Origin of the sequence: Limosilactobacillus oris DSM 4864, from assembly GCF_001434465.1 — a bacterium.
Taxonomy (GTDB): domain Bacteria; phylum Bacillota; class Bacilli; order Lactobacillales; family Lactobacillaceae; genus Limosilactobacillus; species Limosilactobacillus oris.
The window spans coordinates 13470-39876 of the sequence record NZ_AZGE01000017.1; the positions used below are offsets into that span (position 1 = coordinate 13470).

Genomic DNA, 26407 nt, shown 5'->3' on the forward strand with positions numbered 1-26407 from the left:
AATGGCAATTAAGATGGTCGCAATCGACATTGACGGTACCCTCATCAACGACCAGCGGGAAATCACCCCCCGGACGGTCGCAGCAATTAAAAAGGCCAGCCAGCAAGGAGTCAAAATCGTCCTGTGTACTGGCCGGCCAATGACGGGTGTCACCGCCTACCTGAAACAGCTCGGCTTGAACGACCGGGACGACGAATACGTAGTCAGCTTTAACGGCGGCCTCGCCCAAACCACTAGCGGTCAAGTAATGGTCGACGAAAGCATGGCCTTTGATGATTACGCAGACTGGGAGAACTACTGTCTTAAAGAAAACGTCCACTCACAGTTGGAAACCCGGGACTACATCTACACTACTAACCAGGACATTAGCAAATACACCGTTTACGAATCCGACCTGGTCGACATGCCAATCCGCTACCGGTCCCTTGATGAGATGGCCCGGATTCGGGACCAGTACGTCATCGCTAAGGCAATGATGGTCGACGAAAAGGACGTCATCGACCGGGCCCTCGCCAACCTGCCGGAGGAGCTGGCAAGCCGCTTTTCTATCGTCCGCAGCGAGGACTTCTACTTAGAGTTTATGCGCAAGGGTGTCAGCAAGGGGCAGGCACTGGATATGCTATGCAAGGAACTGGGGATTGCCGCCAGTGAAGTAATGGCCCTGGGGAACGCCCAGAATGATAACTCAATGCTGGAATTTGCCGGTCACGGGGTCGCCATGGGCAATTCCATTCCAGAGACCCTGGCGGTTGCTGATGACGTTACCGCCGACAATAATCACGACGGGGTCGCCGCCGCGATTGATAAGTATGTGTTTAACAACTAACATCCCGGCCGGAAGAAAAATCTTTTTCCTGCAAAATAAGAACCCAATAAGGCTCCAGTGCCCGGCAAACCGAGCCCTGGAGCCTTACTTATTAGCTTTCTTCAAGAAATAATCACGCTTTAACTGGAGAGTGGAGCAATGAGCTAGGCAAATTGGCAGTGGCCCACCATCCTTATAGTTTAAAGGCCACGGGCTGTTGACCCACCGCCGAATTCAAATCATAGCTGACCCTTCGTTGGGTTCGGCAATCCGTAAAGTAATACCGAAGGCGCTGACGGTCAACTACCGCCTGGTAGTGAGTATAGTTATGCTCGTGCTTCCTAGTATGGGGGACGGTAACGGTTTGTAGGAAAGTCGCCATTGCCGCAACTGTCTGGGGCTTCTTCTGCCAGCTCGTCAACACTGCCTGTTGAAACCGCGCCACCGAATTTCCACCAGCTGGCCACGCTCCCTGATAATTGACCACTGCCCGCGGGACAAACTGGCGGTCCGCGATTCCCAGCCTGTGATTCAAGCGTTCCACCTGGTCGGCTAATGCCGGCGTGTTTGTTAATCCTCCGCAGGGGTTGCGCATGAGTTTCAGCCGTCCACCCAGTGGCTCAATCACGTACGTTCCACTATCATCTGCCAATAGCCAGTGGAAAGGATAGTAGTTGTCATCGAACCAGCGCCGTCCCACCACCGAGACCTGCTCTAGGTTCGCCGCTAACTCGGCGACCGTTGCGTGTTTGCCCAGCACCCAGAGAATAAAGTCCTGGGGTGTCAATCCCCGAGTGCCAGGGCGGACGGTCTTCTCATAGCTTGCCGCAACCGGAAAAAAGAGTTCCGCGCAAAACAAGCCCGCACTGTTCAGCCCGTCGCCGAGCAGGTAGTGGCCGTCAAAGTGCCGCATCCCGCCGAGAATCCGGTAGCGGTTGGTCAAAACCTGGCCGCCAATCGCCGGCTGCCACTGAAAAGCCGCCGGTAAATAAGTTAGCTGCCACGGCGTACGGGGTGGAAAATCCATCGTTCGCCCGATGAGGTCGTTGCTCGTTATTACCGTGCACACTTTAACCGCCTCCCTAGTAAAAAGGCCAGCGGAAAAATTAATTTCCTCTGACCAAATTATCTTCTCAGTATAACCAATTAGCTTAGTTTGGTAACGGCCCCGGTCTCGTTATTATACTGGTAAATTCCCACCAGGTTGGCAACAGTATTGTCGCTGTTGCTCCGCCGTACTTCAAACTTGTAGGTATTGCCAGACTTGCCCGTCTGAACGATTTGGTAGCCCTTATCGCCGCTAAAGCCCATCTTGTTAGCGAACGCTACTACTACATCATCATTCATCTGGTCAGTGCTGCTCTGACTAGTACTTGCCTTGCTGTCCGCAACGCTGCTTGAGGAGCTGCTGCTGTTTTGCGCCTTATTGATCTGCTTTTGCAACTTATTGTTAGCTTTCCGCATCTCTGGACTAGCAGACTTTTGCTCCTTCAAAGTAGCGGCCGCGGTGGCGTAGTTGCCACTCCGGTAAGCATTCCGCGCGCTCATGTAGTTTTGTAAGTCAGTAGCAAGATAATCTTCCTGCGTTGAACGATTATTAGCGCTGTTTAGCCGATCGTAAGCACCTTGGTAGTCCTCCTTTTGAATCAGCTTGTTAGCTGACCGGTAAGCATCACTCTGCTTACTGCTCGAAGTAGTCTTCGCCGAGCGAACGGATGAACTGCTGGCTGCCGTAGTCGTCGTCTCATGGTGACCGCACCCTGCCAATGTCAAAGCAATGGCAATGGCAGCAGAACCGGTAAGCACCTTATTAAATAATGGTTTTGTTTGCATGTTAACCTCCTTAGCTACTGCGCCTTTATTATATCATGGAAGGTCAAGTGAACCCAAAATCTTAAAAAAAACGCAAGCTCTGCTACCCTCCCCAGCAAAGTCAGGGGCTGCTGACCACGAATAATGGACATGGCTGGTGCCAGCCGGTGGAAAAGGGGTTAGTAGGGCTGCAACACTTCCAGCTTTAAAATAGCAAAGAGGCTGAGCTATTTCTCAGCCTCTCTCGTGATGACCATTAGCAAATCTTAGTCGATTTTCTTAGCACTCTGAAAGACCTGCTTAAACAGGGGACTCACTGGGCGGTTTTCATTAATCCGCTTAATGGCAGCCGCAATCAACGGCGCTACGGAAACCTGCTTGATCTTATCAATTTGCTTTTCTTTTGGCAGTTGGATGGAGTCGGTCACAACGACTTCCTTCAACGGTGACTTCGCCAGCCGCTCAATTGCCGGGCCAGACAAGACCGCATGGGTACATGAAGCGTAGACTTCCTTGGCACCCGCGTCAATTAGCGCCTGCGAGCCTAAGGTAATCGTCCCGGCGGTATCAATCATGTCATCAATCATGATGCAGGTCTTGCCCTTAACATCCCCGATGATGTTCATCACCTGAGCAACGTTAGCCTTGGGGCGCCGCTTATCAATAATCGCAATCGGCGACTTCAAAAATTCCGCCAATGCCCGGGCCCGGGTTACCCCACCGTGGTCGGGTGAAATTACGACCGCGTTGTCGGCAACCCCTTCCTTGATAAAGTACTCGGCTAGTAATGGCGCGCCCATTAAGTGGTCCACCGGGATGTCGAAGAAGCCTTGAATTTGGGCCGCGTGAAGGTCGAGGGCAATCACCCGGTCTACCCCAGAGTTTTGCAGCATGTTGGCAACCAGCTTAGCCGTAATTGGTTCCCGGCTCCGGGCCTTCCGGTCTTGCCGTGCATAGCCGTAATATGGCAAGACAACGTTAATTGTCTTTGCACTTGCCCGCCGCAAGGCATCGACCATGATCAGCAGTTCCATTAAGTTATCATTAACGGGCGCTGACGTTGACTGAATAACGTAGACGTTGTCACCACGGACGCTTTCCTCAATGTTAATTTGAATTTCACCGTCACTAAAACGGTCCACTGAAAGTTTTCCCAGCTCGATTCCCAGGTGTTGGGCGATTTTTTCTGCCAAGGGGCGGTTCGAGTTGAGCGCAAACAGTTTTAAGTTGGAATCAGTATTCGACTGTGTCATTAGAGCCTCCGGAAGTATAAGTAAGTCTTTTGTCTATCCTTATCTATGATATAGAGCGGTCTGTTAAAAAGCAAGCAAAAGTCGGCTTACCAGGGCAACTTCTTCGCGTAATCTTTCTTATTGGTCTGCCGAGCCCGGGCAATTGCCATGTCGTACTGTTCAGTACTGTCAGTAATCGTCGAACCAGCCGCAATAAAGGAATCTGCCGCGATATTAACCGGTGCTACAAGGTTGCTGTTGCTGCCAATAAAGGCGTGGTCGCCGACATTGGTATGGTGCTTGTTGGTACCATCGTAGTTGACGAAGACTACTCCACAGCCAACGTTAATGTTCTTCCCCAGCGTGGCGTTGCCAATGTAGGTCAGGTGGCCGACCTTAGTGCCCGCCCCAATGTAGGCTTTCTTGACCTCACAGAAGTTACCGATATGGACGTTCTCACCGATTTCAGCCTCTGGCCGTAAGTGGCTATTTGGACCAATATCGCTGCCGTTGTGCATTTCTGCTTCTTCCAGCGTCGATGAAGTAATCTTAACGCCGTCGTGAATCGTGGAATCGGTGATCCGTGACCCAGCACTAATGTAGCAGTCATTTCCAATCACGGTATCGCCCTTAATGACAACGTTGCCTTCGAGGACGGTATCGCGGCCCAATTTGACCCCCGCGTCAATGTAAGTCGTCGCCGGATCAACCATTGAAACGCCTTCTTGCATCCAGTGCTTGTTAATCCGGTCCCGCATTACCTGGTTAGCCTTAGCCAGGGCAATCCGGTCGTTAACCCCCATCGATTCGCTAAAGTCATCCATCTTGTAGGCAGTCACGATCTCACCTTCCTGCTTCAGGATACCAATAACATCGGTCAGGTAGTATTCCCCCTGGGCATTATCATTATTAATCTTCTTGAGGGCGGCAAAGAGCTTCTGGTTGTCGAAGCAGTAGACCCCAGTGTTGATTTCCTTGATTGCTTGTTCCTGGAGGTTAGCATCCTTTTGTTCCACAATCCGTTCAACAATTCCCACGTTGTCACGAACAATCCGGCCATAACCAGTCGGGTCCGGGGCAATGGAAGTTAGGATTGTCGCCGCAGCGTGACGCTGCTCATGGTACTTAAAGAGCTTTTCAAAGGTCTCCGCAGTAAAGAGTGGCGTATCACCACTGACAATGATCGTTTCACCGTCTTCGCTGCCCAGCAGGTCTTCGGTTTGCATTACCGCGTGGCCAGTCCCTAACTGCTGCTTTTGCAGAGCGTACCGGGTTCGGTGGGCCAGAGTTTGTTCGACCGTTTTCGCGCCAAAGCCCACTACCGTAATAATCGTATCAATGTGGGCCTTTTCCAGCTGGGTTAGCACGTGGTCAACCATCGTTTTCCCACAGACTTGGTGTAAAACCTTGTAGAGCTTTGACCGCATCCGGGTTCCCTTACCGGCTGCTAAGATAATCGCGTTTCTCTTTACCATCCTAATTTTCCTTTCCAAATACCGTTTCCATAAAGTTCCCTGGCCGGGCATTAATCGTCTTTTGATCGCCATCCTCGGCATCGACCTTGACCAGTGACGTGCAGTTGTCCACTAGCCGCTTACCATTTGCGGTCCCCTCGGCAAGGACGGTCATCCCCACTAGGTTAGCGTCAAATTCCTTGATTAGGGAGTGCATGCCGTTCAGCGTTCCGCCCCCCTTGAGGAAGTCATCGACAATTACCACGTTAGCGCCGGCCGAAAGCGTCCGCCGGGATAGTTCCATTTTTTTAATCCGCTTAACTGAGCCCGAGACATAGTTCACGCTGACAGTCGGGCCTTCTGTTATGTGAGAGCTATTACGGACGATCACAAAGGGCTTATTCATGTACATCGCCGCCGCCTGCGCAATTGGAATTCCCTTAGTTTCAACCGTCATCACAACGTCAACGTCCTGGTCAACGTACTGGGTGGCGATTAACTGCCCGACCTGGTGGAGGACATCGGGCCGGCCAATCAGGTCCGAAAGGTAAACGTAGCCGCCCGGCAAGAAGCGGGAATCATCATTCACCTCGCGAACCAGGTTGGCAATCGCCCGTTCCGCATTCTCCTTCGAGTAAAATGGGGTCAGAACGGCCCCACCACTGGCACCCGGAATGGTCTTTAACTGACCCTCACCCCAGGTTTCAAAGGTATGTTTAACAATACTGAGGTCCTCACTGATTGAGGATTTAGCCGAACCATAGCGCTCACTAAAAAATTTAAGCGAGACTAATGTTCGGGGGTGCTCCAATAAGTATCTGGTCATGTCAACCAGTCGATTACTTCTTCGTACTTTCATCTTCGTTCTTTTCCGCCTTTCAAAAAGGAATAATACAACATTGATTTTACCATAAAATGTTCGTCTTTTCTGAATAAATCAGTGTAGTTAGCAAAGAATGCTGAACAGAGAAAGAGGCCCCTAATAGCCGAATGGCAAGTGCCCCCAGTTTAAACTAGTAACGGGGCCGGAAAACAATCCAGCCCCGTTCTCACTAACTTGCCTCAACAAAGTTTTGGTACAGTAAGGCGATAACGTAAATTACCACTTCGATGACCGCGATAAAAAAGCTGACCGGCCAATTGGTCAGGTACCCCAAGAGCAGGCCCGTCCACGTTCCTAGCAAGGCAAATAAAATTGCCAGGCCCACCATCTTCGCTACCCCATGGGTAAAGTATTTCGCACTTGCCGCGGGAATCGTCAGCAGAATAAAGATCAACAGAGAACCGACAATCTGGGCGGCGACACTCACACTCAACGCCAGCAAGACCAGGAAGGCCACTGAAATCAGCGTTTGGTTGACCCCACTGACCCGGGCACCAACAATGTCAAAGGATGAAAACTTTAAGGGCCGGTACATCAGCAACGTCACCACCAGGACGACAACCGAAAGGAGAATCAACTGATGAACCTCCGCCGCGCTAATCCCCACGACACTTCCGAAGAGGATGCTGGTCGCCGAACTAGCGCTCTGGTTGCTCAAAGAGAGGAAGAGGATCCCCAAACCGATAAAAAGTCCGGAAACGGCACTAATCACCGCTTCCCGGCGCGACTCCTTAATACTCATCTGACCGACCAGGACTGAACTGAGCATCGTAAAGAGAATCATCCCATTTAACGGCAGCCAGCCGGCAAAAACGGCAAATGACGCTCCAGCAAAACCGATTTCCGAGAGGGTATGGGTCAGGAAGGAGAGCTGGCGGGCCACAACGAACACCCCGATAATTCCGCTCACAACCGCGATAAAGGTGCTCGCAATGAACGCGTGCCGCATAAATGCCAAAGTTAACATTCCACCGTCTCCTTTCTCAATTCTGCCAGTTCATCAATCGAACCGGTCGAGTAGCCGTCCTTCGTTATGTGGAGATACCTGGTACCGTAGTGTTCCGCCAGGTCCCAATCGTGGGTGATAAACATCACGCTCAAGCCGTCCTCTTGAAACCGGGCGACCAGGTCGAGCAGGTTATACTTCATTTCATTATCCAGACTGGCCGTTGACTCATCTAAAATCAACAGGCGCGGGGCCGGTAATAAGGCTTGTGCCAGGTAAGCCCGTTGCTTCTCTCCGCCCGATGCCAGCCCCAACGGCCGCTCGGCAATCGGCGTTAAGTCGGTAATTCTAATCATCCGGTCAAGCGCGTGCCGCTCCTTGCCGGTCAACCAGGGCAACCAGGATTGGCGGCTGTTCAACGCGACAAAATCACGGATTGACAATGGGTATTCCTCATCAATATTCCGAAACTGGGGAACGTAACCAATCCGGGTCCCCGTGGGAATATTAACGGTTCCCGCCTTGGGCTTGATGAGGCCGAGCAGGGCCCGCACTAGGGTAGTCTTCCCCACTCCATTCTCACCAACGACCACGAGAAAGTCACCATCGTTAACTGTAAAACTCAAATCCTTAAAAACGGTATGATCGCCGTACGCGACCGTTAAGTCATCTACTGAGAGCACTGCCATTGCCTTAATCCTCCTTTTCCTGAATCCTGATTAGCTGCTGGTACTGCTTGGTCATCCACTGCTCGTAGCTCAACCCATTAGGCTTGGATTCCGTTACCTTCAAAACCGGCACACCATGCTGGCGCGCTAGTTTAACCAGGTTATTAACAATGCGATCGTCAGCCTGAGCATTCTCTACAAAGAAAGCAATCTGGTGGTTTTTAATTGCCGCCTGGAGGGCAGCAATGTCCTGCGGCGAAGGATCGTTGCCGTCCTCCACGGCCTTAGCAAAGTGGCTGTCAATCACCTGGTAGCCAAGGTTTGTCAAGGCGTAGTCAAAGACCGGTTCACTCACCGCTACTGCCCGTTTTGTCCCGACACCACGTTTGGCCTGCGCAATTGTTTGGTCAAGCGGCTGCAAGCTCTGCAGGTAAGCCCGGGCCTGGCGGTGGTAGTAGGTCGCGTGTGCGGGGTCCAGCTTGCTGTATTGGTCAGCTAGCTGCTGGGTAAGCCGCTTAATCGTCGTTGGCTGATACCAGACATGCTCGTTGTCGCCAGCCTTCTTGCCAGCGACCTGGCGAGCAACATCGATAGTAGTAACCCGGCCGTTGCTACTCCCCTGGACTAGTTTCGTCAGCCAGTGGTCATAGCCCAGCCCATTTTGGATTACCAGGTTAGCGGTGCCCATCTCGCGCGCTTGCTGGGTTCCCGGCTGGTAATCGTGCGGGTCTACCGCGGCGCTATTGATAATTGTCGTCACCTGACCATACTTTCCAGCGACCTCTTGTGCCACTTCGCCATAGAAATCTAGGCTAGCGACCACCCGGATTGGTTTTTGCTGCCGGCCAAAATTTTGCCGGGGAATTAATGCCAGCAGGAAAACAATTGCTAACAGGCCGATTAAGCCACTGACTCCGATCCAGTATTTACGCATCAACTTGAACTCCCCTTTGTTTAATCGTAATGATTACTATTTGCAACAAAAACTATCTTACCGGAAAGCACCGCGAAATGCAAGCTGCCGTGAAAATATGGGGGCGGTTCAAAAACCAGTTATGGCTCCCACCGCTTGTTATGTTCCCGTCGACACACTTCCTTTAAAAAGCAAAAACGTCTAAAATCAGCTTAATCAGCAAATTTTAGACGTTTTCCATACCCTCGTTTGCACGCATATTAACTTTTCACAACAGAGTAACCACATGAACATCCCGGCAGAAGCCGCTAATGCTGTTTTGAATCCGCTTTGCCCGAGATTCGGTGTGACAAACAGCAAACACGGTTGGCCCCGTCCCGCTCATCTGTGCCACATCGGCTCCCAGGCTAACCATCTTATCCTTGAGCTGCTTGATTTCAGGATAAAAACTCATTGTCACGGGTTCCAAGACGTTACCCATGTACTTAACTGCTTCCTGCCAATCCTGGGCCTTCAGACTAGCAATCAAGCGTTCATTATCAAGGTGCTCTAGCTGCTCGTAGTTAATCTGACGTAAAATCTGCGGCGTTGACACACTAATCTGCTGCTTGGCGATTACTGCCCAATAGTGCGGCTGGGCGGGCAGCAGCTCTATTTTTTCCCCGTGCCCCGTCACGTGGGCCAGCCGACTATATACACAGTAAGGCACATCGGAGTCAATCGTCAATGCAATCTTGGCCAGCTCATCCAGTGAGAGACCCAGGCGCCAGATCCTGTTCAGTGCCCGTAAAACGGCAGCGGCATCCGAAGAACCGCCCCCCAGCCCGGCCGCCACGGGAATATTCTTGCGAATGTGAATCGTCACGCCCTCGCGACAGTGAAACCGACTCTTGAGAATATGAGCTGCCTGGTAAGCAAGGTTTCGCTGGTCGTTGGGCAAAAAGCCGCTGTCAGTATAAACTTTAATCGTCGTCGGTCGCCGGTGGGTTTCTACGGTCACATAATCTGCCAAGTCTGCCGAAGTCATTACCATATCCCACCGGGGTGAACCATCGAAGTACCGCATCGGCGTGTCTAAGCTCAGGTTGAGTTTTGCCGGTGCTTTTTCATTTACACGCATTGCCATCCCTCCCCATCTCAAGTTATTCTTATTTTGATTATACTAATGAGCCAATTAATCGGCAAGTTGAATGGAAGTGGGCGGCGTTCCCCCTGAGCTGGGCGAGCAGTCCCACATTGACGCAGGACGCAAAATGGGCCCAGTGCTCGGCAAGGCCGAACCTGGAGCCCATTTCGTTTTAAAAACCAGCTGATGTTAATGGGACCGGGAGTTAACTCAGTCTCTTTACTGTTTTAAAGATAAAAATGCAACAGCGCAGTAGCTGGTTGGCAGTTCAAACGCTGACAAATCAGTATTTGAACACCCCCAAACAGGCTTGCTGCGCGACGACGGTGGGACGACGAACTAGCCAAGCTAGTCCTGTCCCCCCTCTCTCCCGCTAGTCTTCTTCGCCAAAGGCTAGCGAAATATTATGAGTCAATAAGTCAGTGTAACTGTAAGAAATCCGGTCGGGTGCTCCGTTACCATCGTTTAGGTGGACAACAAAGATGGCTGGATAGGTCTTGCTCAAAACACCGTGGTGGGTTGCCACCCGCTTACGACCAGCCTGTGCTTTAATGAGGACTGGTTCCCCAATACGATCATCTAATTCTTTCTTGATCTCAACAATTGATTCTGGCACTAAAACTTCACCTCACTGCGTTACAACAGTACCTGTGCTCAACATGAAACAATTAATATTATCATTTTATTATAACAAAGTCAATAATATTAACTATTAGAGAAGCTGGGCAGCGTGCAGGGCGTTAGCAAGTTCAATGAACTGTTCCAGTGTGAGCCGTTCAGGCCGGGTTTGGGGAGAAATCGCCAGGGCCGTCAAAATTGCCTGCATCTTCTCCTTGACCGCCGGCTGCTTGCCAACCGTGGCCTGTAAGTTATTCCACAAGCTCTTGCGGCGGTGGGCAAAGCACCCCCGAATGAAGCCAAACAGCTTTTGCTTGTTGAAGGGCTGTACCGGTAGCGGGGTTGTCCGTGGTCTCAATACCACGATGGCGGAATCGACATTCGGCGCTGGCACAAAGACCCGCCGGGAAACATTGAAGGCAATCTCCGCGGTCATCTGGTACTCGATTGCCAGGGTCAATGCCCCATACTGCTTCGTCCCAGGCTGGGCAGTCAACCGCTGGGCAACTTCCTTTTGCATCATAACGCAGATAGCCGCCCAATCTACCGGTGCGGCAAGCAGGTTCATCAAGATCGGACTAGTGATGTAGTAGGGTAGGTTAGCAACTACCTTGATGGGCCTGCTGGGGTCCGTAAACTGCTGCTTGATGAGCTCCGGCAGGTTGGCTTGCAAAACATCCTGGTTTAGGACCGTCACGTTATCGTACGGGGCGAGGACCTCAGCCAATACGGGAATCAGATCCTGGTCGATTTCGAGGGCGAGAACCTCCCCCGCGGCCTGGGCTAGTTGTTCCGTTAATGCCCCAATCCCCGGGCCGATTTCAATCACGTTATCGTCCCTGGTAATTTCGGCGGCACTCACGATGTTTTTTAAGACGTTGAGGTCGGTCAGAAAATTCTGGCCGAAGCCCTTCTTGGTGTGAATGCCATACTTTTCCATAATCGCCCGCGTTCGGGTCCGACTACCGATTTCCGGTGTATTACTCATCATTTTCCTCCCGCTTTATCTGCTCAACGGCGGCCGCAAATTGGTTGGGACTGATTTGAAACATGTTTAGGCGGTGAACCAGCTGCTTACCGTTGCCATAACCAATGCCAAGCAGCTGCCCCAACCGTTCCCGCCGCTTCCGGGCCTGAGAACTGCCAACCAGTCCCGCCGCCTGCAAGTCCCGCTGGGTGTAGACGTCCGGTTCCGTCACTGCCTGGGTGTACAGGTGGGCCAGAGCAGCTTTGATTACCGCCGGGGCTGCGTGTTCTACCCCCAAGCTGCCGTGGGCCAAGTGAGGGACCCCCTGCCGCCGCTCAATGAAGGCGTGTTTGACTCCGGGAACCGCGGCACTGATCATCTTGCGTAACCGTTCCCCGTTAAAGTCGGGATCCGTAAACACGATTAAGCCCCGGCTCGCCTGTAATTTGCGCAGCCGAGCCAGGTCGGCAGCATTGAGCGCAGACCCGTTGGTTTCATAAGTATCAGCGTCGACGGCCTTTTGGATCTGCTTGGTATCGTCTTTGCCTTCCACTACAATTACTTCTTTAATCTTCGTCATCTTTTTGATCCTTTAGGAATAACCGGCTAGCATTCTGGTAGGTTTGCCGGGCGACCCGGGATGGGGCCACCTGCTTCAATTCTGCAATTGCGTCGACGACAAACTTGGTAAAGGCCGGTTCGTTTTGCTTCCCCCGGTACGGCGCGGGTGTCAAATACGGGGCGTCGGTCTCCACCATCATCCGTGATAGTGGTACGGCCCGTACCGCCGCATGAACCTCTTCAGCGCTGCCAAAACTGGCGACCCCGCTGAAGGAAATCGCCATTCCCAGGTCCAGAAACTTCTCGGCCCATTCCGGCGACCCGTTAAAGCTGTGCATGACCCCGCCGAATTCATCGACGTGGCCGTCCTTTAGCAGTTCATAGGTATCAGCCAGTGCTTCCCGGCAGTGAATCGACACCGGCAGTTTCAGCTGCCGCGCCCAGTCCAACTGCTCGGCAAAAACCTCCTGCTGGCGGTCATGGGGAGATTGCTGGTCATTATAGTAGTCCAACCCGATTTCACCAATTGCCACGACCCGTGGATCGTGGACCTGTTCCCAGAGCGTTGCCTTAGCGTCTTCATCGAATGCCCGAATGTCCTCGGGATGCCAGCCGACGATTGGGTGCAGGTTCGAGTACCGTTGACCAAGGGCCAGGGCCCGCTGGTTAAGGTTGGCATTAGAGCCCACAATGTTCATCTGAGTGACCCCGTAGTGAGCCGCCCGGTTTTCAAACGCCGGCACATCGTCGTAAAAGGGGTCGTCGTTGAGGTGGGTGTGGGAATCATAAACCTGGCGCCATTCTTGTTGCCGTTTTCCCATCGCTTAGCCGAGCTCCAATCCTGGTTCCAGGCTGTCATCAACCGTGACGACTTGAACCTGACCATCCTTTTCAACCGAAAGGAGCATCCCCTGGCTCAGCTCGCCCCGCATCTTCCGCGGCTTCAAGTTGGCGACGATGACGACCTTCTTGCCTACCAACACAGCTGGCTCTGGGTACCACTTGGCAATTCCAGATAGGATCTGCCGGCCTTCTGCCGTCCCATCATCCATGTGGAACTTTAGGAGCTTGTCAGCCCCCTCGACATGGTCAGCAGCGGTAATCTTGGCAACCTTCAAGTCGACCTTGTCAAAGGCTTCGATCCGGATCAGCTTCTTGCCGTCGGTAGCTACTTCTGGCTGCTTTTCTGCGGCCTTCTTGGCTTCTTCCATTGCTTTGCGTCCCTTCTTCTTTTGGTTCACGCTCATCTTGCTCTTGATAAACTCAACTTCTTCCTTGACGTCCAACCGGGGGAAGATTGGCGTTCCCTTAGCAACAACTTGGCTGCTTGCTGGGAAGTCGTTAAAGGCCAGGTCGGTCAAGCTGATGGCCTCTTCTGGCAAGCCCAGCTGCCGGCAAATCTCCTTTGGGGCGTCCGGCATTACCGGTTGGAGCAGGGCCGCGATTACCCGCAGGCTCTTCGCCAGGTGGGTCATCACGTCGGAGAGTTCAGCTTTCTTGCTGTCGTCCTTGGCAAGTACCCAGGGCTCAGTCTCGTCAATGTACTTGTTGGCACGGGAGACCAGCTTCCAGACTGCCGCCAGGGCGTCCGCAAAGTGGGTCTTATCCATCTCCTCTTTGTATTCAGCAATTGCCTGGGCCGCCGTTTCCTCCAGGTCAGCATCAAAGGCCGTCTGGGCATCGTTGGTTCCCTGAACCTGGCCGCCCTGGTACTTGTTGATCATGGCAACGGTCCGGTTTAAGAGGTTTCCCAGATCGTTTGCTAAGTCGAAGTTAACCTTGTCGACAAAGTCTTCGGGACTGAAGACCCCGTCGTTGCCGAATGGCATTGCCCGCAAGAGGTAGTAGCGGGTAGCGTCGAGGCCGTAACGGTCCACTAAGGTTTCTGGGTAAATCACGTTCCCCTTGGACTTGGACATCTTGCCATCCTTCATCGTCAGCCAGCCATGGCCGATAACGTGCTTGGGCAACGGCAAACCGAGGGCATGGAGCATGATTGGCCAGTAAATTGTGTGGAAACGGACGATTTCTTTCCCCACCATGTGGACGTCAGCGGGCCAGTACTTCTTGAAGAGACTGTCATCGGCAGAACCGTAACCCAGTGCAGTGATATAGTTGGACAGGGCGTCGATCCACACATAAACCACGTGCTTCGGGTCGTTCGGCACCTTGACTCCCCAGTTAAAGGAAGTTCGGGTGACGGCCAGGTCTTCCAGTCCCGGTTTCAAGAAGTTGTTGACCATCTCGTTCATCCGGGTGTGGGGTTCAATAAAGTCCGGGTGCTCTTCGTAGTACTTCATCAGCCAGTCAGCGTACTTGCTCATCTTGAAGAAGTAGGATTCTTCCTTAACCAGCTGAACTTCGTGACCAGAGGGGGCCTTCCCCCCGATGACCTTGCCATTGTCATCGCGGTACACTTCTGCCAGTTGGCTTTCAGTGAAGTATTCTTCATCATCAACTGAATACCAGCCCGTGTACTCGCCCTTGTAAATGTCACCCTGGTCGAGGAATTTTTGGAAAATCTTCTGGACGGCTTGTTCATGGTAGTCGTCAGTCGTCCGGATAAACTTGTCGTTGGTAATCTTTAAGGTCTTCCAGAGTTTCTTGATCCCGTCGGCCATTTGATCTACATATTCCTGGGGCTGCATTCCGAGCTTGTCAGCCTTCTGTTCAATTTTCAAGCCGTGTTCATCGGTTCCCGTCAGGAAGAACACGTCGTACCCACTCAGCCGTTTGAAACGTGCTTCTGCGTCACAGGCAACCGTCGTGTAGGAGTTCCCAATGTGCAGCTTACCAGATGGATAGTAAATGGGTGTCGTAATGTAATAAGTTGGTTTTTGTGTAGCCATATGAGGCCCCTCTTTCTCATTAAAATTAAAGAATAGTATTGACGTTTAGTATAGCATAGTTAACCGGTCGGTGCGGCCTTAAAACAGGTCGAGCTGTTCCGGTGACCGGGGTGCCAAGCCGGCGAAGTGGACGCCCATCATCTTTTGCAGAGCCAGGGCGTTTGGGGCAGCATCCTTACCAGAGTTGTTGTTAAAGATAATACAGACTTCGCGTGGCTGGGGCGTCAGCTGCCGAATCTGCTGGGCAAACGTCGCCAATTCCTGGTCCGAATACTTGTACAGCGTGCGGGTCTTGCGCCAGCTCTGCCCCTGGTTGGCCCACCCTTTTTTATTGCGGCCATGCAAACGCAGCATGACCAGGTCAGGATTGGTCGTCACCAGCTTGAAGGGAACCGCTGTGACCTGGTCATGCGGCTCATCTGCCGCCACCAGGGTAAACTTGAGGTCTTGACAATAGCTAACCAGCGCGTCAACCACCCCCGGCTGATACCAGCTGCTATTGCGCAATTCCACCGCGACGGGGAGGTCACCGAGCCAGGCGCGAACCATTTTTAGGTAGTCGATATCGGCAACGCTGGCATCAAAGTAGGGTGGAAACTGAAATAGGATTGTTTTCAACTGGCCACTCGCAACCAGTGGTGCCACGGTTCGCCGGTACTGAGCAAATAACTGCTCGACCTCCCCCTTTTCCTGGTTACGCTTGTGCAGGGTCATCCCCTGGTTGGCCTTAACAATAAATTGGAAGTCTTCTGGAACCATTGTCAGCCAGTTTTGAATGGTCTTCATCTGGGGAAGCGCATAAAAGAACGTATCCACCTCCACTGTTGGAAAGTGTTGCGCGTACTCGTTCAGGGTGACCGGCCGTTGCTCACCGTGAATGAGTACCGGGTGTTCCGTCCAGGTCGTCATCCCCATCGTAATCTTTGCTGTCATTGTACCCTCCTATCAAACTGCCTTTCCCACCATTATGCCCCAGCAAGTCCCCTTATCTGAGAAAAATGCTCAGCAATTTCTTATAATTAGCAAAAGAATTTATATTCATTATTCAGCACTGCTTTTACGATTACAGCAAAGTTTATGCACTATCGTTGTACAATATGCACGTGGGTAGAAAGAGCCGTGATAAATTATGCAGCGTGTAAATTAGGACCAGGATGCACCGTCTTTGCTTCGCTCCTCCAACATGGTATCTTAATGGTGAAAAGAAATGAAGGGAGCGATCATAATGTTACTAAATTCAAAGTTCTTTACTTTCAGCAAAAAAGGCAACCGGGCAAAAAAGAGCCGTAAATCTGGTTCATTACCCATCAAGGTTGATGGCAAGGTCGTCCTCTTTGCGTAACAATTAAACGATTATTTACCAGTAAAACGCGGAATTGAGTAAAACTCAACTCCGCGTTTTATTTATCACAAATCCGTTAGCTGCTTTTTAAGGGCCGCGGCCTGCAGTTCGACAACGCTATTCCCGTTAAAACGGGCAAAGACTAGTGCTGCCGATAGTAAGTTTCCCACGGTCTCCGACGTTGCTCCCGCGCGCATTGCGTTATTCGCCGCTAGCAGCTTGACTCGGGGCATGAAAACGGTCAGGTAGCGGGCCGCACACAGGCGGCTGACCCGGGCGAGGGTCCGGTTGCTATCCGGCAGCCGCTTGCGAAGCGCTTGGTACTCCGCCACATAGTAGCACATCATTACGAGCCGGGCATACTGGGTATTTGTTAGGTCGGCCAGGTTTAGTGGGGCGGTAATTGTCCGCTCCAGGTAGTTGACCACCTTGGTGAAAAAGAATTCGGCGTTGCCCAGCCGGTTCTTCCGCGCGTACAAAATTCCACAACCCAGGTAGGCCAGCTGTGAAAAGACTGTCTGGTGTTCCTCATCCAGCTTATCAAGGATCTGGGTAAAGTTAAACATCGTTGTCACCGTCTGGTTGCTCGTCAGTGTATCAATCATCCCTTTGAGGTAGTAATACTGCATCCGGGCCTTGGCAGTCGTCAGCTGGCGTTCCCGAACCTGGTTCAGGGTCTTGATTGCCAGGGGGAACTGTTCCCCCAGCAAATAATGTTCGGCCTGGTCCAGGACTGTCCGGCGGTGCGGCTGCGGGGCCACGTTCTGTTCACTGAGTTCTCCCAGGGACATTTCCAGCCGTTGGCAAAGCTGCTCCAGAATTTTGACCGAGGGGACCCGGCCCTTATTTTCAAACTTGCTAAGGGTCGACTGCGTACAGATACCAGCGCACAGCTCGGCCTGGGAGAAGCCCATTCGTTTGCGTTGCTGGACAAATTTGCGGATATCCATCACTATTCAACCCCTTTAACCATGCAGTCCCAGTGCAATCTTGGCAAACCGGCTCATCCGGTCAATCCCCCAAGCTGGTTCCCAGACCAGGTTGATTTTACAGTCGTTGACACCGTCAACCGAAGTGGCAGCCTTGGTAATTGCCTCGTTCAGGAAATCACCCAGTGGACAGCCCATGGTGGTTAGGGTCATCGTGATAATACAGTGGCCCTCTTCATCTACCTGGACATCGTAAATCAGGCCGAGGTTAACCAGGTCAATCCCCAGTTCCGGGTCAATGACCTGTTCCAGGGCTCCCATGACCGCGTCTTCCGTCGGTGAATACTGGCGTTCTTGTTCATCTGCCATGTTACTTCCTCCTTTTAACCGATTGAGCCTTCCATTTCGAAGCTAATCAGCCGGTTGAGCTCAACCGCGTATTCCATCGGCAGCTGCTTGGTGAATGGCTCCACGAAGCCCATGATAATCATTTCAGTGGCCTTGGCTTCGGAAATTCCCCGGCTCATCAAGTAGTAGAGTTGTTCTTCCGAAATCTTGGAAACCTTGGCCTCGTGTTCCATCGCCACGTGGGCGTTATCGATTTCATTGTACGGAATCGTATCTGACGAGGACTGGTCATCCATGATGATTGTGTCACACTCAACGTGGGCCTTCGAGCCGTCAGAGTGCTTGCCAAAGCGGACTGTCCCCCGGTAATCCGTTGAACCACCAGTCTTGGCAATCGACTTGGAGACAATCGAGCTGGACGTGTTCTTGGCATTATGGATCATCCGGGCACCGGAATCCTGGTGAATCCCGTTGCTGGCAACCGCGATTGAGAGCATCGTCCCCCGGGCTCCCTCGCCGTTCAGGTAAACACTCGGGTACTTCATCGTTACCTTTGAGCCAAGGTTACCATCGACCCATTCCATAGTAGCGTTTTCGGCCGCGGCTGCCCGCTTGGTTTCCAGACTGTAAACATTATCAGACCAGTTTTGAATGGTCGTGTACCGACAGTAAGCATCCTTGCAGACGTTCACTTCTACGACCGCCGCGTGGAGGCTGTCAGAAGAGTAGTTCGGGGCGGTACATCCTTCAACGTAGTCCACGCTGGCCCCCTCGTCGACAATAATCAGGGTCCGTTCAAACTGACCGGTGTTTTCCGCGTTCAGCCGGAAGTAGGACTGGATTGGCGTCTTGGTCTTAACGCCCTTTGGCACGTAGATAAAGGAACCACCAGACCAGACCGCCGCGTTTAGGGCCGCAAACTTGTTATCGGTTGGCTGAACCAGCTTGCCAAACCACTTCCTGAAGAGGTCCGGGTATTCCCGGAGGGCGGTATCCGTATCGGTGAAGATGATGCCCAGTTTGGCAAATTCATTCTTCATGTTGTGGTAAACCACTTCCGATTCGTACTGGGCTGAGGACCCGGCCAGGTACTTCCGCTCGGCTTCAGGGACTCCTAAGCGGTCAAAGGTCTTCTTGAGATCTTCCGGCACGTCCTTCCAGTCCCGGAACTTCTTGTCGGTCATCTTCTGGTAGTAAAGCATGTTTTTGAGGTCCAGCTCGGATAGGTCCGGCCCGAACTTTGGCATTGGCAGCTTCTTGTAGATGTGGTAGGCCTTGAGCCGGTAATCCAGCATCCATTGTGGTTCATGCTTTGCCGCCGAGATCTGGCGAACAACCTCTTCCGTCAGGCCCCGTCCCGTCGAGTAAACTGGCTTCACGTCATCGTGAAAGCCATATTCGTACTTTTCATCGCCGTTTACGATGCTTGCTGCATCCTCGCTCATTGCTCTTCCTCCTCATCATCTTTCTTCAGTAAGGCCCGTTGCAGTGCCCACCAGGAAATCGTGGCGCATTTAATCCGGGCAGGGAATTCCATAATACTGGTTAAAATCTGTGCATCCCCCAGCTGGTCAAGATCAGCCTGGGAGTGCTGCTTGCCGATTGCCATGTCAGAAAAGGTCTTCGCCATTGCCAGGGCCTCGTCAGTTGTTTTCCCCTTTACTGCTTCGGTCATCATGCTGGCTGAGGCCTGGCTGATGGTACAACCAGAACCGGAATAGCCGATATCCTTGATCCGACCGTCTTCCACATCGACGGCCACGTTAATGGTATCGCCGCAAGTCGGGTTGTGGACCGTCATCTTACTCGTGGCCTGCGGAATGTCGTGCTTGTTATGCGGGTGATTGGCGTGGTCCAAAATCACCTCACGGTATAAGCCGTTTAACTTAGATAGTCCCACCGTTAAAGAACTCCTTTGTTGCCTTGATGGCATTAATCAGTTGATCTGCATCTTTTTGTGTATTGTAAAAGTAGAAGCTGGCCCGGGTCGTTGCGGCTACCCCCAATGCGGCCATTAGCGGCTGCGCACAGTGGTGGCCGGCCCGAACCGCGACCCCTTCCGCATCCAGGGCGGTTGCGACGTCATGCGGGTGAATTCCCGCCATGTTAAAGGCAATCACGCCAGTATGCTGCTGGGGGTCCTGGGGCCCATAAACCGTTACGTACGGGATCGCCTCCAGCTGCGGCAGGACATAATCAACCAGTTCCTGTTCCTTCGCAGCCACCTGGTCCATCCCGATCTTTTCGAGGTAATCAACCGCGGTCCCCAGGGCAATCGCTCCGGCAATGTTTTGCGTTCCCGCTTCAAATTTAAACGGGATGTCGGCAAACTCGGTCCGGTCGCGATAAACGGCACTGATCATTTCCCCGCCGTACTGGTACGGGGGCATCTCCCGCAGCAAGTCCGCCTTGCCATAGAGGACCCCGATTCCAGTCGGCCCCATCATCTTGTGGCCGGAAAAGGCATAGAAATCAACGTCCAGGTCCTGAACGTCGACCGGCATATGGGGAACTGACTGCGCCCCGTCGCCAACGATAATTGCGCCGTGCTGGTGGGCCAGCTGGGCTAAATCTTTGAGCGGGTTAACGGTTCCGAGCACGTTGCTGGCATGGGCCACGGCAACGATCTTCGTCTTGTCAGTAATTTTCTGCCGGGCATCGGCCATGTCCAGCGTCCCGTCCGGGGTCAATTCAATGTACTTGAGCTTGGCGTGCTTCTTAATTGCCAACTGCTGCCAGGGAATCAGGTTGCTGTGGTGTTCCATGATTGAAATTACAATTTCGTCGCCGTCATGGATATTTTGTTCGCCATAAGTCGACGCTACCAGGTTCAGGCCATCAGTGCAGCCCTTGGTAAAAATAATTTCCCGGTTATCGGCGGCATTGATGAAGTGCTGAACCTTCTTGCGGGCCTCTTCGTACTGGGTCGTCGCCCGTTCCGCCAGGGTATGGACACCCCGGTGAACGTTCGCGTTGTCGTGTTCGTAAAAGTGAACCAAGGTGTCAACGACCTGCTTGGGCTTCTGGGCCGTCGCCGCGTTATCCAGGTAGGCCAGCCGTTCACCGTTTACCTGCTGGTCCAGGATGGGAAAATCAGCGGACAAATCATTGATATTGTTGACCATCGGTAAGCTTCCTTTCTAGAATTTCCACCAGTTTGTTCCGTACATCTGCAGCCGGAATGGCACTAAGAACGGCGCCTAAGAAGCCCCGGATAACCATCCGTTCCGCCTGCTTACGGGGAATTCCCCGACTCATCAAGTAGTACATCTGGTGGGGGTCAACGGGGCCCACACTGGCTGCATGCCCGGCCTCCACGTCGTTTTCATCAATCAGCAGGATTGGGTTGGCATCACCGCGGGCCTGGTCAGACATAATCAGGACCCGGTTCTGCTGGTCAGCCTTGGAACCGTGGGCGCCGTGGATAATCTGACCGATTCCGTTAAAAATCAGTTCGGAATTTTCCAGGATTACCCCCCGCTGGTTAATCAGACCAGTCGTGTGCTTACCGTGGTTAGTCACCCGGTTGTTGACCCCGACCTCTTGCTTCCGGGTCGTGACCGCAATCATCTTGGAGTTGGCATAGCCACCTTCACCCAGCAGCTCAGAGTCCATGTCACCGACTGTGTCACCATCGTTCATCAGGCCAACCGCCCATTCAACATGGGCATCCCGACCAATATCGGCCCGCCGTTTGAAGTAGGTGTGGGTCTGGGCGCCCAGCTCATCCAGGGACGAGAAGTCAATCTCACTGTTATCCCGGGCAATCAATTCAATCATCATGTTTGCCGGATTAGCCTGGTCGCCGACCGTGGTCAGGTGCTGGATAAACTTGACCTTGCTGCCCCGGTCCGCCACGACCAGAATATGAGAAACCAAGGGCTGGTCTTGGGTATTGTCCTGGACCAGTTCTGCTTCAATCGGCTTTTCAATCTCGACGTTCTTAGGGACGTAGAGGAATAAGCCGGCGTTTAAGTAGGCTACGTGGTAAGCCGTCAGCAGGTTTTCGTCGGTTTTGATTGCCGACATAAAGTACTTTTCAAACATCTCGGGGTACTGCCGGGCTGCGGTAAAAATATCGGTCAGCACCACGCCGGCCGCCCGCAGACGTTCCGGAATGTGAACCTTGACCGTCGTCTGCCCGACCTGGGTCACCCGGATCACTTCATCGTCCGGAGCTATCTTCTCTAAGTCAGTATCCGATGATACCCATTCCAGAGGCTGGTCAGCGATTAGCGGCCAGTCACGGAAGTTAAACCGCTGCATCCGGGGCAGGCGGAGTTGTGCCATCAGGTCCCGCGCTGCAAGCCGCCGTTCTAAGAGGCTGGCCGGCTCCTCATTTTGCTGGCTCGCCACGGTCAGCTGCTGTTTTGCTTCTGCTAAATCAGTCATTCCAGCACCTCCTAGTCCTCATCATCGACCAGTTTGATGTCCAGGCCCAATTCGTCACGCAGGCCAGCGTAACCTTCGTCTTCCAACTTTTTAGCCAGTTCTGGGCCCCCGGTCTTGACGATTTGACCATCCATCATGACGTGGACGGTGTCCGGAACAATGTAATTCAGCAGGCGCTGGTAGTGGGTGATAATCAGGGAACCGAAGTTGTCGCCCCGCATGGAGTTGACCCCCTTGGCAACGACCTTTAAGGCGTCAATGTCCAAGCCAGAGTCAATTTCGTCGAGAATGGCAAAAGTTGGTTCAATCATCAGCAGCTGCAGAATTTCGTTCCGCTTCTTTTCCCCACCGGAGAAGCCTTCGTTGAGGTACCGTTCCGTCATCTTCTGGCTCATGTCCAGCAGATCCAGGTTCTTGTCGAGCTTCTTAATGAAGTCCATGACGGAAATCTGGTCGTCTTCTGGCCGACGGGCATTGATGGCAGCCCGGAGGAATTCGGCGTTAGTGACCCCCTGGATTTCTGCCGGGTACTGCATAGCCAAGAAGAGCCCCTTGCGTGCCCGTTCATCGACTGGCATGTCAACAATGCTTTCACCGTTTAAGAGGATGTCACCCTGGGTCACGTGGTAGCCGGGCTGGCCCATGATGGTCTGGGAAAGGGTCGACTTCCCCGTCCCGTTTGGTCCCATAATGGCGTGGATCTCGCCGGTCTGCATCTTGAGGTTGACTCCCTTGAGGATTTCCTTTTCCTTCTTACTTTCCTCATCTTTTACTGAAACATGCAAATCACGCACTTCGAGTGTGGCCATTTGTAAAGCATCCCCTTAATTTAATATTCCTAAATATTCCAAAAATATCAGGTTAAAAATAATACAATTCTATTATAACCGAATATTTTTAAATTAAAACTTAACATTCGATTATTTTTCAACCGCTTACACGGTAGTATAATGGAGATGTAATAATTGGTTTTTTATATATTATTGGAATAATGAATTGTGAGGAAGTAATATGATCAATCACCAATATGTATTGCAATCATTTAGTTGTTTGAGCCGGCCAACCGCGAGTCGCCTTCATAATATGGGCCTGTGCGAGGGTTGCCCGATTAAGGTTATCCAGCGGTATCCCTTCCATGGTCCGGTCATCATTGAGAATAACCACCAGCGAATTGGGATTCGTTATCGTGATTTTGCCGCCCTGACGGAGGTTGAGGCGTAATGACAAGCATTGCCCTGATTGGCAACCCGAATACTGGTAAAACGACCCTCTTTAATTCCCTTACCGATAAGTACGCCGTCGTAGGTAACTGGACCGGGGTAACCGTCGATAAAAAGGTGGGAACGCTCAAGCACTCAAACATCGAGGTGGTTGACCTTCCCGGGGCCTATTCCCTCAACCCCTTAACCAAGGATGAGGCGGTTGTTGCCAAGTACCTGCTAACCAACCGTCCAGACTTGATTTTAAACATCACCAACGCGAGCCAGCTCAAACGCAACCTCCTCCTCACCATCGAGGTCCTGGAACGGGGGCTGCCGCTCGTTTTAATCCTTAACATGATTGATGATCTCCGCCGCAGCGGCCAGTCCTACGACCTTACTCTAATTAGTCAGCGGCTCGGCTGTAAAGTCCTCACGACGAACGCCCGGGGACACCAGGGAATCAAGGAACTGCATCAGCAAATTACTAACTACCAAGAGGTGCCTGCACCCAAGCTCCAGCTGGACTACCCGCCGATGCTCCAACAGGCCATTCGGCAAGCGGCAGAAGCCCTTGAAGCCGACTTCGACTACCCCGCCACCGTGGCCCGCTGGCTAGCAATCCAATTTATCGACCAGAACAAGGCCATTCAGGAGTATGCAAGCAACCACCAGTTGACCCCGCTGACCAGTCAGGCAAAGTACTATGATGCCCAAAAGTTTGCCGACCAGATCTACAACACCCGGTTAGCCTTTATCGAAAGTCTGCTCCACGACGCCCAGCAGCAGGCCGCCAAAACGGACAGTGGTCAGTTGACCGCGAAGATCGATCAGGTTGTTACCAACCCGGTTCTGGGGCTCCCAATCTTTGCAGGGATCTTTTACTTGATGTTTAAGCTGTCTTTTGAATGGGTCGGAACACCCTTGTCAGACGCCCTCGACTGGTTCTTATCCGTCCCGGTTTCCAACACCGTTGACCACTGGTTGCTCCAGCTGGGTGCCATGGCCCCGTTACGTTCCTTAATCGTTAACGGCCTGATTGCTGGGGTCGGCGGGGTCCTCGCCTTTATTCCCCAAATTTTCACCCTCTTCGCCTGTATCTCGCTGCTGGAAGACTCAGGGTATATGGCCCGGGCAGCCTTGGTAACCGACCGCTTGATGCAGATGATCGGGCTGAATGGCAAGTCCTTTATCCCGCTAATTATCGGCTTTGGCTGCAACGTTACCGGAATCATGGCGGCCCGGACGATTGAACAGCCAAAGGAGCGGCTGGTGACAACGCTAATCATGCCATTCATGAGCTGCTCGGCCCGGTTGCCGATTTACGGACTGGTGGTGGCGGCCTTCTTCCCCCACCACCAAGCACTAGTCGTCCTGTCCATTTACTTCTTGGGGATCGTGGTGGCCCTACTGGTCGCGAAATTGTACCAGCTGCTGTTCCGCGTCAAGGAACGGTCAGTGTTCATCATTGAACTGCCCGAATACCACCTGCCCCGCTTCGACGTGATCTGGCACGGGACCTGGGACAAGGGCAAGGGCTTTATCAAGAAAGCCGGGACCATTATCTTCGCTGGCACGGTTCTCATCTGGCTGCTGTCCAGCTTCGGCCCGACCGGTTTCGTGACGGATTCCACCCACAGCTTTGCGGCGGCGCTCGGTCACGGCCTTGTTCCATTCTTCCGTCCACTGGGAATCGTCCAGTGGCAGGCAATTAGCGCCCTCTTTACCGGGGTCCTTGCAAAGGAGGTCATTACGTCCAGCATGATGGTTATGTTCCACACCAGCAGCAAGGCCGTCCTCATCGCGGCGCTGGGACAGTTCATGACCCCGGTCGCGGCGTACTCCCTCCTGGCCTTTGTCCTTCTCTATATCCCATGTTTTGCGACATTGGCAACGATTAAAGAAGAAACGGGTTCGTTCAAGTGGGTCCTTTTCGCCGTTGTTTCAGGGTTAGCAATCGCCTACTGCACGTCGTTTCTAATTTTCCAAATTGGCTTACTCATCTTTTAGGAGGCTTGCCTCAATGCAATTATTATTAAACCTATTAATCATCCTCGCAATTATCAGCTGGGCCGTCGTTATCATCATCCGGACTTTTCGCAAGGTGAAGGTCGGCGGCAAGTGCGCTGCCTGTGACTACGACTGCGCGGTCAAGAAGCTCAAAGACCAACATGACCGCCATTTATTGCAGCATTAGCAAAGACACCGGATAAATCCGCAGATTTATCCGGTGTCTTTTTACGTTATCCTAATCAGGGTCCTTTAACGACTTACCACTCTTGTTGGCCTTAAAATCCGCAAAGGCCGTCTCAATCGTCTGATACTCTTCGGCTGTTAGCTGAATGTTCATTGCCTGGGCATTGCTGATTACCTGGGCAGCCCGCTTGGCGCCCGGGATAACGGCAGTAATCAGCGGATTCTGCAGGTACCAAGCCAAAATCGTCTGGGCAACCGTTGCTCCGTGCCGGTCAGCAATCGGCCGGACCTGGTCAACGGCCGCAAGAATTTTACCATAGCGGGGCTGCTTGAAGTCGGCAATCTGACTCCGGATATCGTCCGCCGGGAAACTGACGTCCTGAACATACTTCCCGGTTAATAGTCCTGAAGCTAACGGGAAGTAAGGAACAAAGCTAATCTGGTGGTCCCGAAGGTAGTCCAGCATTCCCTCCGTCAAATGGTCCTGGTGGAGCAGACTGAATTCATCTTCTACTACGTCCACGTAGCCATCCGCATTGGCCTCCTTGATTTGGTCCAGGTTAAAGTTCGAGATCCCGATCGCACGAATCTTGCCGGCTTCACGCAGACGTTGCAAGGCACCAACCGCCTCAGCCTTCGGCGTATCATGGTCAGGAAAATGGAGATAGTAAATGTCGATGTAGTCCACCCCAAGGCGCTTCAAACTCTGGTCAACCTGCTGGGTTATGAAGTCGGGGTCGTTGCGGATAACTTCCCGCCCGGTTGAAAAGTCATGGGCACCCTTCGTTGCAATCACCAGCTCCTCCCGCCGGTGCTCCTTGACTACCTGTCCCACAAGCTGCTCCGAGTGCCCCAGACCGTAGACATAGGCCGTATCCAAGAGGTTGATTCCGTTAGCGATAGCGGCGTCAACGAGCTTGCGTCCCGCCCCATCATCCAGGCCAGGGAAAAGGTTGTAGCCCCCGACCGCGTTCGTTCCTAGGCCAAGCGGGTTCGCCACCACGGCCGACTTGCCGAATTGTACTGCCTTTACCATTTTAGTACCTCCTTAATCAGAAAGCGCTTTCATTTCATGGTGTAATTATAGCGTGAACTGACCACGCTGAGAAGCAGCAAGGATTAATTTAATAAAAAATAAAGGCTCTACAATTTTAAGTACTGATGGAT

General features: G+C 52.6%; 27 protein-coding genes. 4 read left to right on the plus strand and 23 right to left on the minus strand.

The genetic code is table 11. The features are described 5' to 3' along the window. The first annotated feature begins 1 nt into the window (after nucleotide 1). A complete protein-coding gene (gene yidA, locus FC49_RS06565) occupies nucleotides 2-826 on the plus strand; it encodes a sugar-phosphatase (protein WP_056984590.1) in 825 nt (274 codons plus the stop codon). Between the two features lie 172 nt (nucleotides 827-998). Here the strand turns inward: yidA and FC49_RS06570 are convergent, their stop codons facing one another. The 22 genes from FC49_RS06570 to sufC form a co-directional block, all read right to left on the minus strand. Further along, entirely contained in the window at nucleotides 999-1874 is an 876-nt protein-coding gene (locus FC49_RS06570; RefSeq protein WP_056984591.1) for a linear amide C-N hydrolase, read from the minus strand. 77 nt (nucleotides 1875-1951) lie between these two features. Then, nucleotides 1952-2638: a hypothetical protein gene (locus FC49_RS06575; protein ID WP_056984592.1), complete on the minus strand. Its 687-nt coding sequence runs from the start codon at nucleotides 2636-2638 to the stop codon at nucleotides 1952-1954. A gap of 245 nt (nucleotides 2639-2883) precedes the next feature. Then, entirely contained in the window at nucleotides 2884-3870 is a 987-nt protein-coding gene (locus FC49_RS06580) for a ribose-phosphate diphosphokinase (protein WP_003713929.1), read from the minus strand. Nucleotides 3871-3956: 86 nt separating this feature from the next. Continuing rightward, on the minus strand, nucleotides 3957-5324 hold the full coding sequence (gene glmU, locus FC49_RS06585) for a bifunctional UDP-N-acetylglucosamine diphosphorylase/glucosamine-1-phosphate N-acetyltransferase GlmU (RefSeq protein WP_003714001.1): 1368 nt from the start codon (nucleotides 5322-5324) through the stop codon (nucleotides 3957-3959). Nucleotide 5325: 1 nt separating this feature from the next. Beyond that, the gene (gene purR / locus FC49_RS06590; RefSeq protein WP_003715095.1) at nucleotides 5326-6162 is read right to left on the minus strand and encodes a pur operon repressor; all 837 of its coding nucleotides are present in this window, start codon (nucleotides 6160-6162) and stop codon (nucleotides 5326-5328) included. Between the two features lie 193 nt (nucleotides 6163-6355). After that, a complete protein-coding gene (locus FC49_RS06595; protein WP_056984593.1) occupies nucleotides 6356-7153 on the minus strand; it encodes a metal ABC transporter permease in 798 nt (265 codons plus the stop codon). After that, nucleotides 7147-7821: an ABC transporter ATP-binding protein gene (locus FC49_RS06600; protein ID WP_056984594.1), complete on the minus strand. Its 675-nt coding sequence runs from the start codon at nucleotides 7819-7821 to the stop codon at nucleotides 7147-7149. The genes FC49_RS06595 and FC49_RS06600 overlap by 7 nt, the downstream gene beginning before the upstream one ends. A gap of 4 nt (nucleotides 7822-7825) precedes the next feature. Further along, a complete protein-coding gene (locus FC49_RS06605) occupies nucleotides 7826-8734 on the minus strand; it encodes a metal ABC transporter solute-binding protein, Zn/Mn family (RefSeq protein WP_056984595.1) in 909 nt (302 codons plus the stop codon). A gap of 247 nt (nucleotides 8735-8981) precedes the next feature. Continuing rightward, the gene (gene ispE / locus FC49_RS06610) at nucleotides 8982-9833 is read right to left on the minus strand and encodes a 4-(cytidine 5'-diphospho)-2-C-methyl-D-erythritol kinase (protein WP_056984596.1); all 852 of its coding nucleotides are present in this window, start codon (nucleotides 9831-9833) and stop codon (nucleotides 8982-8984) included. 379 nt (nucleotides 9834-10212) lie between these two features. After that, nucleotides 10213-10455, minus strand: coding sequence for a Veg family protein (locus tag FC49_RS06615; protein ID WP_056984597.1), 243 nt, complete (start codon nucleotides 10453-10455; stop codon nucleotides 10213-10215). A gap of 96 nt (nucleotides 10456-10551) precedes the next feature. Beyond that, nucleotides 10552-11445 (minus strand): 16S rRNA (adenine(1518)-N(6)/adenine(1519)-N(6))-dimethyltransferase RsmA, encoded by an 894-nt coding sequence (rsmA, locus tag FC49_RS06620; RefSeq protein ID WP_056984598.1) that lies wholly within the window; start codon nucleotides 11443-11445, stop codon nucleotides 10552-10554. Further along, on the minus strand, nucleotides 11438-12004 hold the full coding sequence (gene rnmV, locus FC49_RS06625) for a ribonuclease M5 (protein ID WP_056984599.1): 567 nt from the start codon (nucleotides 12002-12004) through the stop codon (nucleotides 11438-11440). Before rnmV ends, rsmA begins: the two co-directional genes overlap by 8 nt. After that, nucleotides 11991-12806 (minus strand): TatD family hydrolase, encoded by an 816-nt coding sequence (locus tag FC49_RS06630; protein WP_003713975.1) that lies wholly within the window; start codon nucleotides 12804-12806, stop codon nucleotides 11991-11993. Before FC49_RS06630 ends, rnmV begins: the two co-directional genes overlap by 14 nt. 3 nt (nucleotides 12807-12809) lie before the next feature. Continuing rightward, nucleotides 12810-14834 carry a methionine--tRNA ligase gene (gene metG, locus FC49_RS06635; protein WP_056984600.1) on the minus strand — a complete coding sequence of 675 codons (2025 nt, stop codon included), beginning with the start codon at nucleotides 14832-14834 and terminating at the stop codon, nucleotides 12810-12812. Between the two features lie 78 nt (nucleotides 14835-14912). Further along, entirely contained in the window at nucleotides 14913-15767 is an 855-nt protein-coding gene (locus FC49_RS06640) for a DUF72 domain-containing protein (RefSeq protein ID WP_056984601.1), read from the minus strand. A 474-nt stretch (nucleotides 15768-16241) separates the two neighbouring features. Next, on the minus strand, nucleotides 16242-17126 hold the full coding sequence (locus FC49_RS06645; RefSeq protein WP_056984602.1) for a helix-turn-helix domain-containing protein: 885 nt from the start codon (nucleotides 17124-17126) through the stop codon (nucleotides 16242-16244). Nucleotides 17127-17141: 15 nt separating this feature from the next. Beyond that, nucleotides 17142-17474 carry a metal-sulfur cluster assembly factor gene (locus FC49_RS06650; protein WP_003713935.1) on the minus strand — a complete coding sequence of 111 codons (333 nt, stop codon included), beginning with the start codon at nucleotides 17472-17474 and terminating at the stop codon, nucleotides 17142-17144. A gap of 14 nt (nucleotides 17475-17488) precedes the next feature. Then, nucleotides 17489-18898, minus strand: coding sequence for a Fe-S cluster assembly protein SufB (gene sufB / locus FC49_RS06655; protein ID WP_056984603.1), 1410 nt, complete (start codon nucleotides 18896-18898; stop codon nucleotides 17489-17491). Continuing rightward, complete coding sequence (sufU, locus tag FC49_RS06660; protein ID WP_003714008.1) at nucleotides 18895-19353, minus strand: Fe-S cluster assembly sulfur transfer protein SufU; 459 nt, start codon at nucleotides 19351-19353, stop codon at nucleotides 18895-18897. The genes sufB and sufU overlap by 4 nt, the downstream gene beginning before the upstream one ends. Further along, nucleotides 19340-20578, minus strand: a complete 1239-nt coding sequence (locus FC49_RS06665; RefSeq protein ID WP_056984604.1) for a cysteine desulfurase — start codon at nucleotides 20576-20578, stop codon at nucleotides 19340-19342. The genes sufU and FC49_RS06665 overlap by 14 nt, the downstream gene beginning before the upstream one ends. Further along, nucleotides 20559-21845: a Fe-S cluster assembly protein SufD gene (gene sufD / locus FC49_RS06670; RefSeq protein WP_056984605.1), complete on the minus strand. Its 1287-nt coding sequence runs from the start codon at nucleotides 21843-21845 to the stop codon at nucleotides 20559-20561. The genes FC49_RS06665 and sufD overlap by 20 nt, the downstream gene beginning before the upstream one ends. 11 nt (nucleotides 21846-21856) lie before the next feature. Continuing rightward, a complete protein-coding gene (sufC, locus tag FC49_RS06675; RefSeq protein ID WP_003715065.1) occupies nucleotides 21857-22654 on the minus strand; it encodes a Fe-S cluster assembly ATPase SufC in 798 nt (265 codons plus the stop codon). A 202-nt stretch (nucleotides 22655-22856) separates the two neighbouring features. Here sufC and FC49_RS06680 point away from each other — a divergent pair, with 202 nt between their 5' ends. From FC49_RS06680 to FC49_RS09940, 3 genes are read left to right on the plus strand one after another with little or no spacing between them, the layout of a single operon-like run. Then, nucleotides 22857-23066, plus strand: a complete 210-nt coding sequence (locus FC49_RS06680) for a FeoA family protein (RefSeq protein ID WP_003713982.1) — start codon at nucleotides 22857-22859, stop codon at nucleotides 23064-23066. Continuing rightward, entirely contained in the window at nucleotides 23066-25054 is a 1989-nt protein-coding gene (gene feoB / locus FC49_RS06685; RefSeq protein ID WP_056984606.1) for a ferrous iron transport protein B, read from the plus strand. Before FC49_RS06680 ends, feoB begins: the two co-directional genes overlap by 1 nt. Nucleotides 25055-25067: 13 nt before the next feature. Next, nucleotides 25068-25241, plus strand: coding sequence for a hypothetical protein (locus tag FC49_RS09940; protein ID WP_003713940.1), 174 nt, complete (start codon nucleotides 25068-25070; stop codon nucleotides 25239-25241). A 51-nt stretch (nucleotides 25242-25292) separates the two neighbouring features. On the opposite strand, the gene FC49_RS06690 is transcribed toward FC49_RS09940, so the two are convergent. Next, nucleotides 25293-26276: an aldo/keto reductase gene (locus FC49_RS06690; RefSeq protein WP_056984607.1), complete on the minus strand. Its 984-nt coding sequence runs from the start codon at nucleotides 26274-26276 to the stop codon at nucleotides 25293-25295. Between the last annotated feature and the right edge of the window lie 131 nt (nucleotides 26277-26407).

Coding starts and splice junctions, on each gene's coding strand:
- ispE (WP_056984596.1), bottom strand. CDS start 9,833: ATGCGTGTAAATGAAAAAGCACCGGCAAAACTCAACCTGAGCTTAGAC.
- purR (WP_003715095.1), bottom strand. CDS start 6,162: ATGAAAGTACGAAGAAGTAATCGACTGGTTGACATGACCAGATACTTA.
- metG (WP_056984600.1), bottom strand. CDS start 14,834: ATGGCTACACAAAAACCAACTTATTACATTACGACACCCATTTACTAT.
- yidA (WP_056984590.1), top strand. CDS start 2: ATGGCAATTAAGATGGTCGCAATCGACATTGACGGTACCCTCATCAAC.
- sufC (WP_003715065.1), bottom strand. CDS start 22,654: ATGGCCACACTCGAAGTGCGTGATTTGCATGTTTCAGTAAAAGATGAG.
- sufD (WP_056984605.1), bottom strand. CDS start 21,845: ATGACTGATTTAGCAGAAGCAAAACAGCAGCTGACCGTGGCGAGCCAG.
- FC49_RS06630 (WP_003713975.1), bottom strand. CDS start 12,806: ATGGGAAAACGGCAACAAGAATGGCGCCAGGTTTATGATTCCCACACC.
- FC49_RS06680 (WP_003713982.1), top strand. CDS start 22,857: ATGATCAATCACCAATATGTATTGCAATCATTTAGTTGTTTGAGCCGG.
- FC49_RS09940 (WP_003713940.1), top strand. CDS start 25,068: ATGCAATTATTATTAAACCTATTAATCATCCTCGCAATTATCAGCTGG.
- glmU (WP_003714001.1), bottom strand. CDS start 5,324: ATGGTAAAGAGAAACGCGATTATCTTAGCAGCCGGTAAGGGAACCCGG.
- feoB (WP_056984606.1), top strand. CDS start 23,066: ATGACAAGCATTGCCCTGATTGGCAACCCGAATACTGGTAAAACGACC.
- FC49_RS06645 (WP_056984602.1), bottom strand. CDS start 17,126: ATGGATATCCGCAAATTTGTCCAGCAACGCAAACGAATGGGCTTCTCC.
- FC49_RS06580 (WP_003713929.1), bottom strand. CDS start 3,870: ATGACACAGTCGAATACTGATTCCAACTTAAAACTGTTTGCGCTCAAC.
- rnmV (WP_056984599.1), bottom strand. CDS start 12,004: ATGACGAAGATTAAAGAAGTAATTGTAGTGGAAGGCAAAGACGATACC.
- rsmA (WP_056984598.1), bottom strand. CDS start 11,445: ATGAGTAATACACCGGAAATCGGTAGTCGGACCCGAACGCGGGCGATT.
- FC49_RS06600 (WP_056984594.1), bottom strand. CDS start 7,821: ATGGCAGTGCTCTCAGTAGATGACTTAACGGTCGCGTACGGCGATCAT.
- FC49_RS06690 (WP_056984607.1), bottom strand. CDS start 26,276: ATGGTAAAGGCAGTACAATTCGGCAAGTCGGCCGTGGTGGCGAACCCG.
- FC49_RS06640 (WP_056984601.1), bottom strand. CDS start 15,767: ATGACAGCAAAGATTACGATGGGGATGACGACCTGGACGGAACACCCG.
- FC49_RS06595 (WP_056984593.1), bottom strand. CDS start 7,153: ATGTTAACTTTGGCATTTATGCGGCACGCGTTCATTGCGAGCACCTTT.
- FC49_RS06665 (WP_056984604.1), bottom strand. CDS start 20,578: ATGGTCAACAATATCAATGATTTGTCCGCTGATTTTCCCATCCTGGAC.
- FC49_RS06605 (WP_056984595.1), bottom strand. CDS start 8,734: ATGCGTAAATACTGGATCGGAGTCAGTGGCTTAATCGGCCTGTTAGCA.
- FC49_RS06575 (WP_056984592.1), bottom strand. CDS start 2,638: ATGCAAACAAAACCATTATTTAATAAGGTGCTTACCGGTTCTGCTGCC.
- sufB (WP_056984603.1), bottom strand. CDS start 18,898: ATGAGCGAGGATGCAGCAAGCATCGTAAACGGCGATGAAAAGTACGAA.
- FC49_RS06650 (WP_003713935.1), bottom strand. CDS start 17,474: ATGGCAGATGAACAAGAACGCCAGTATTCACCGACGGAAGACGCGGTC.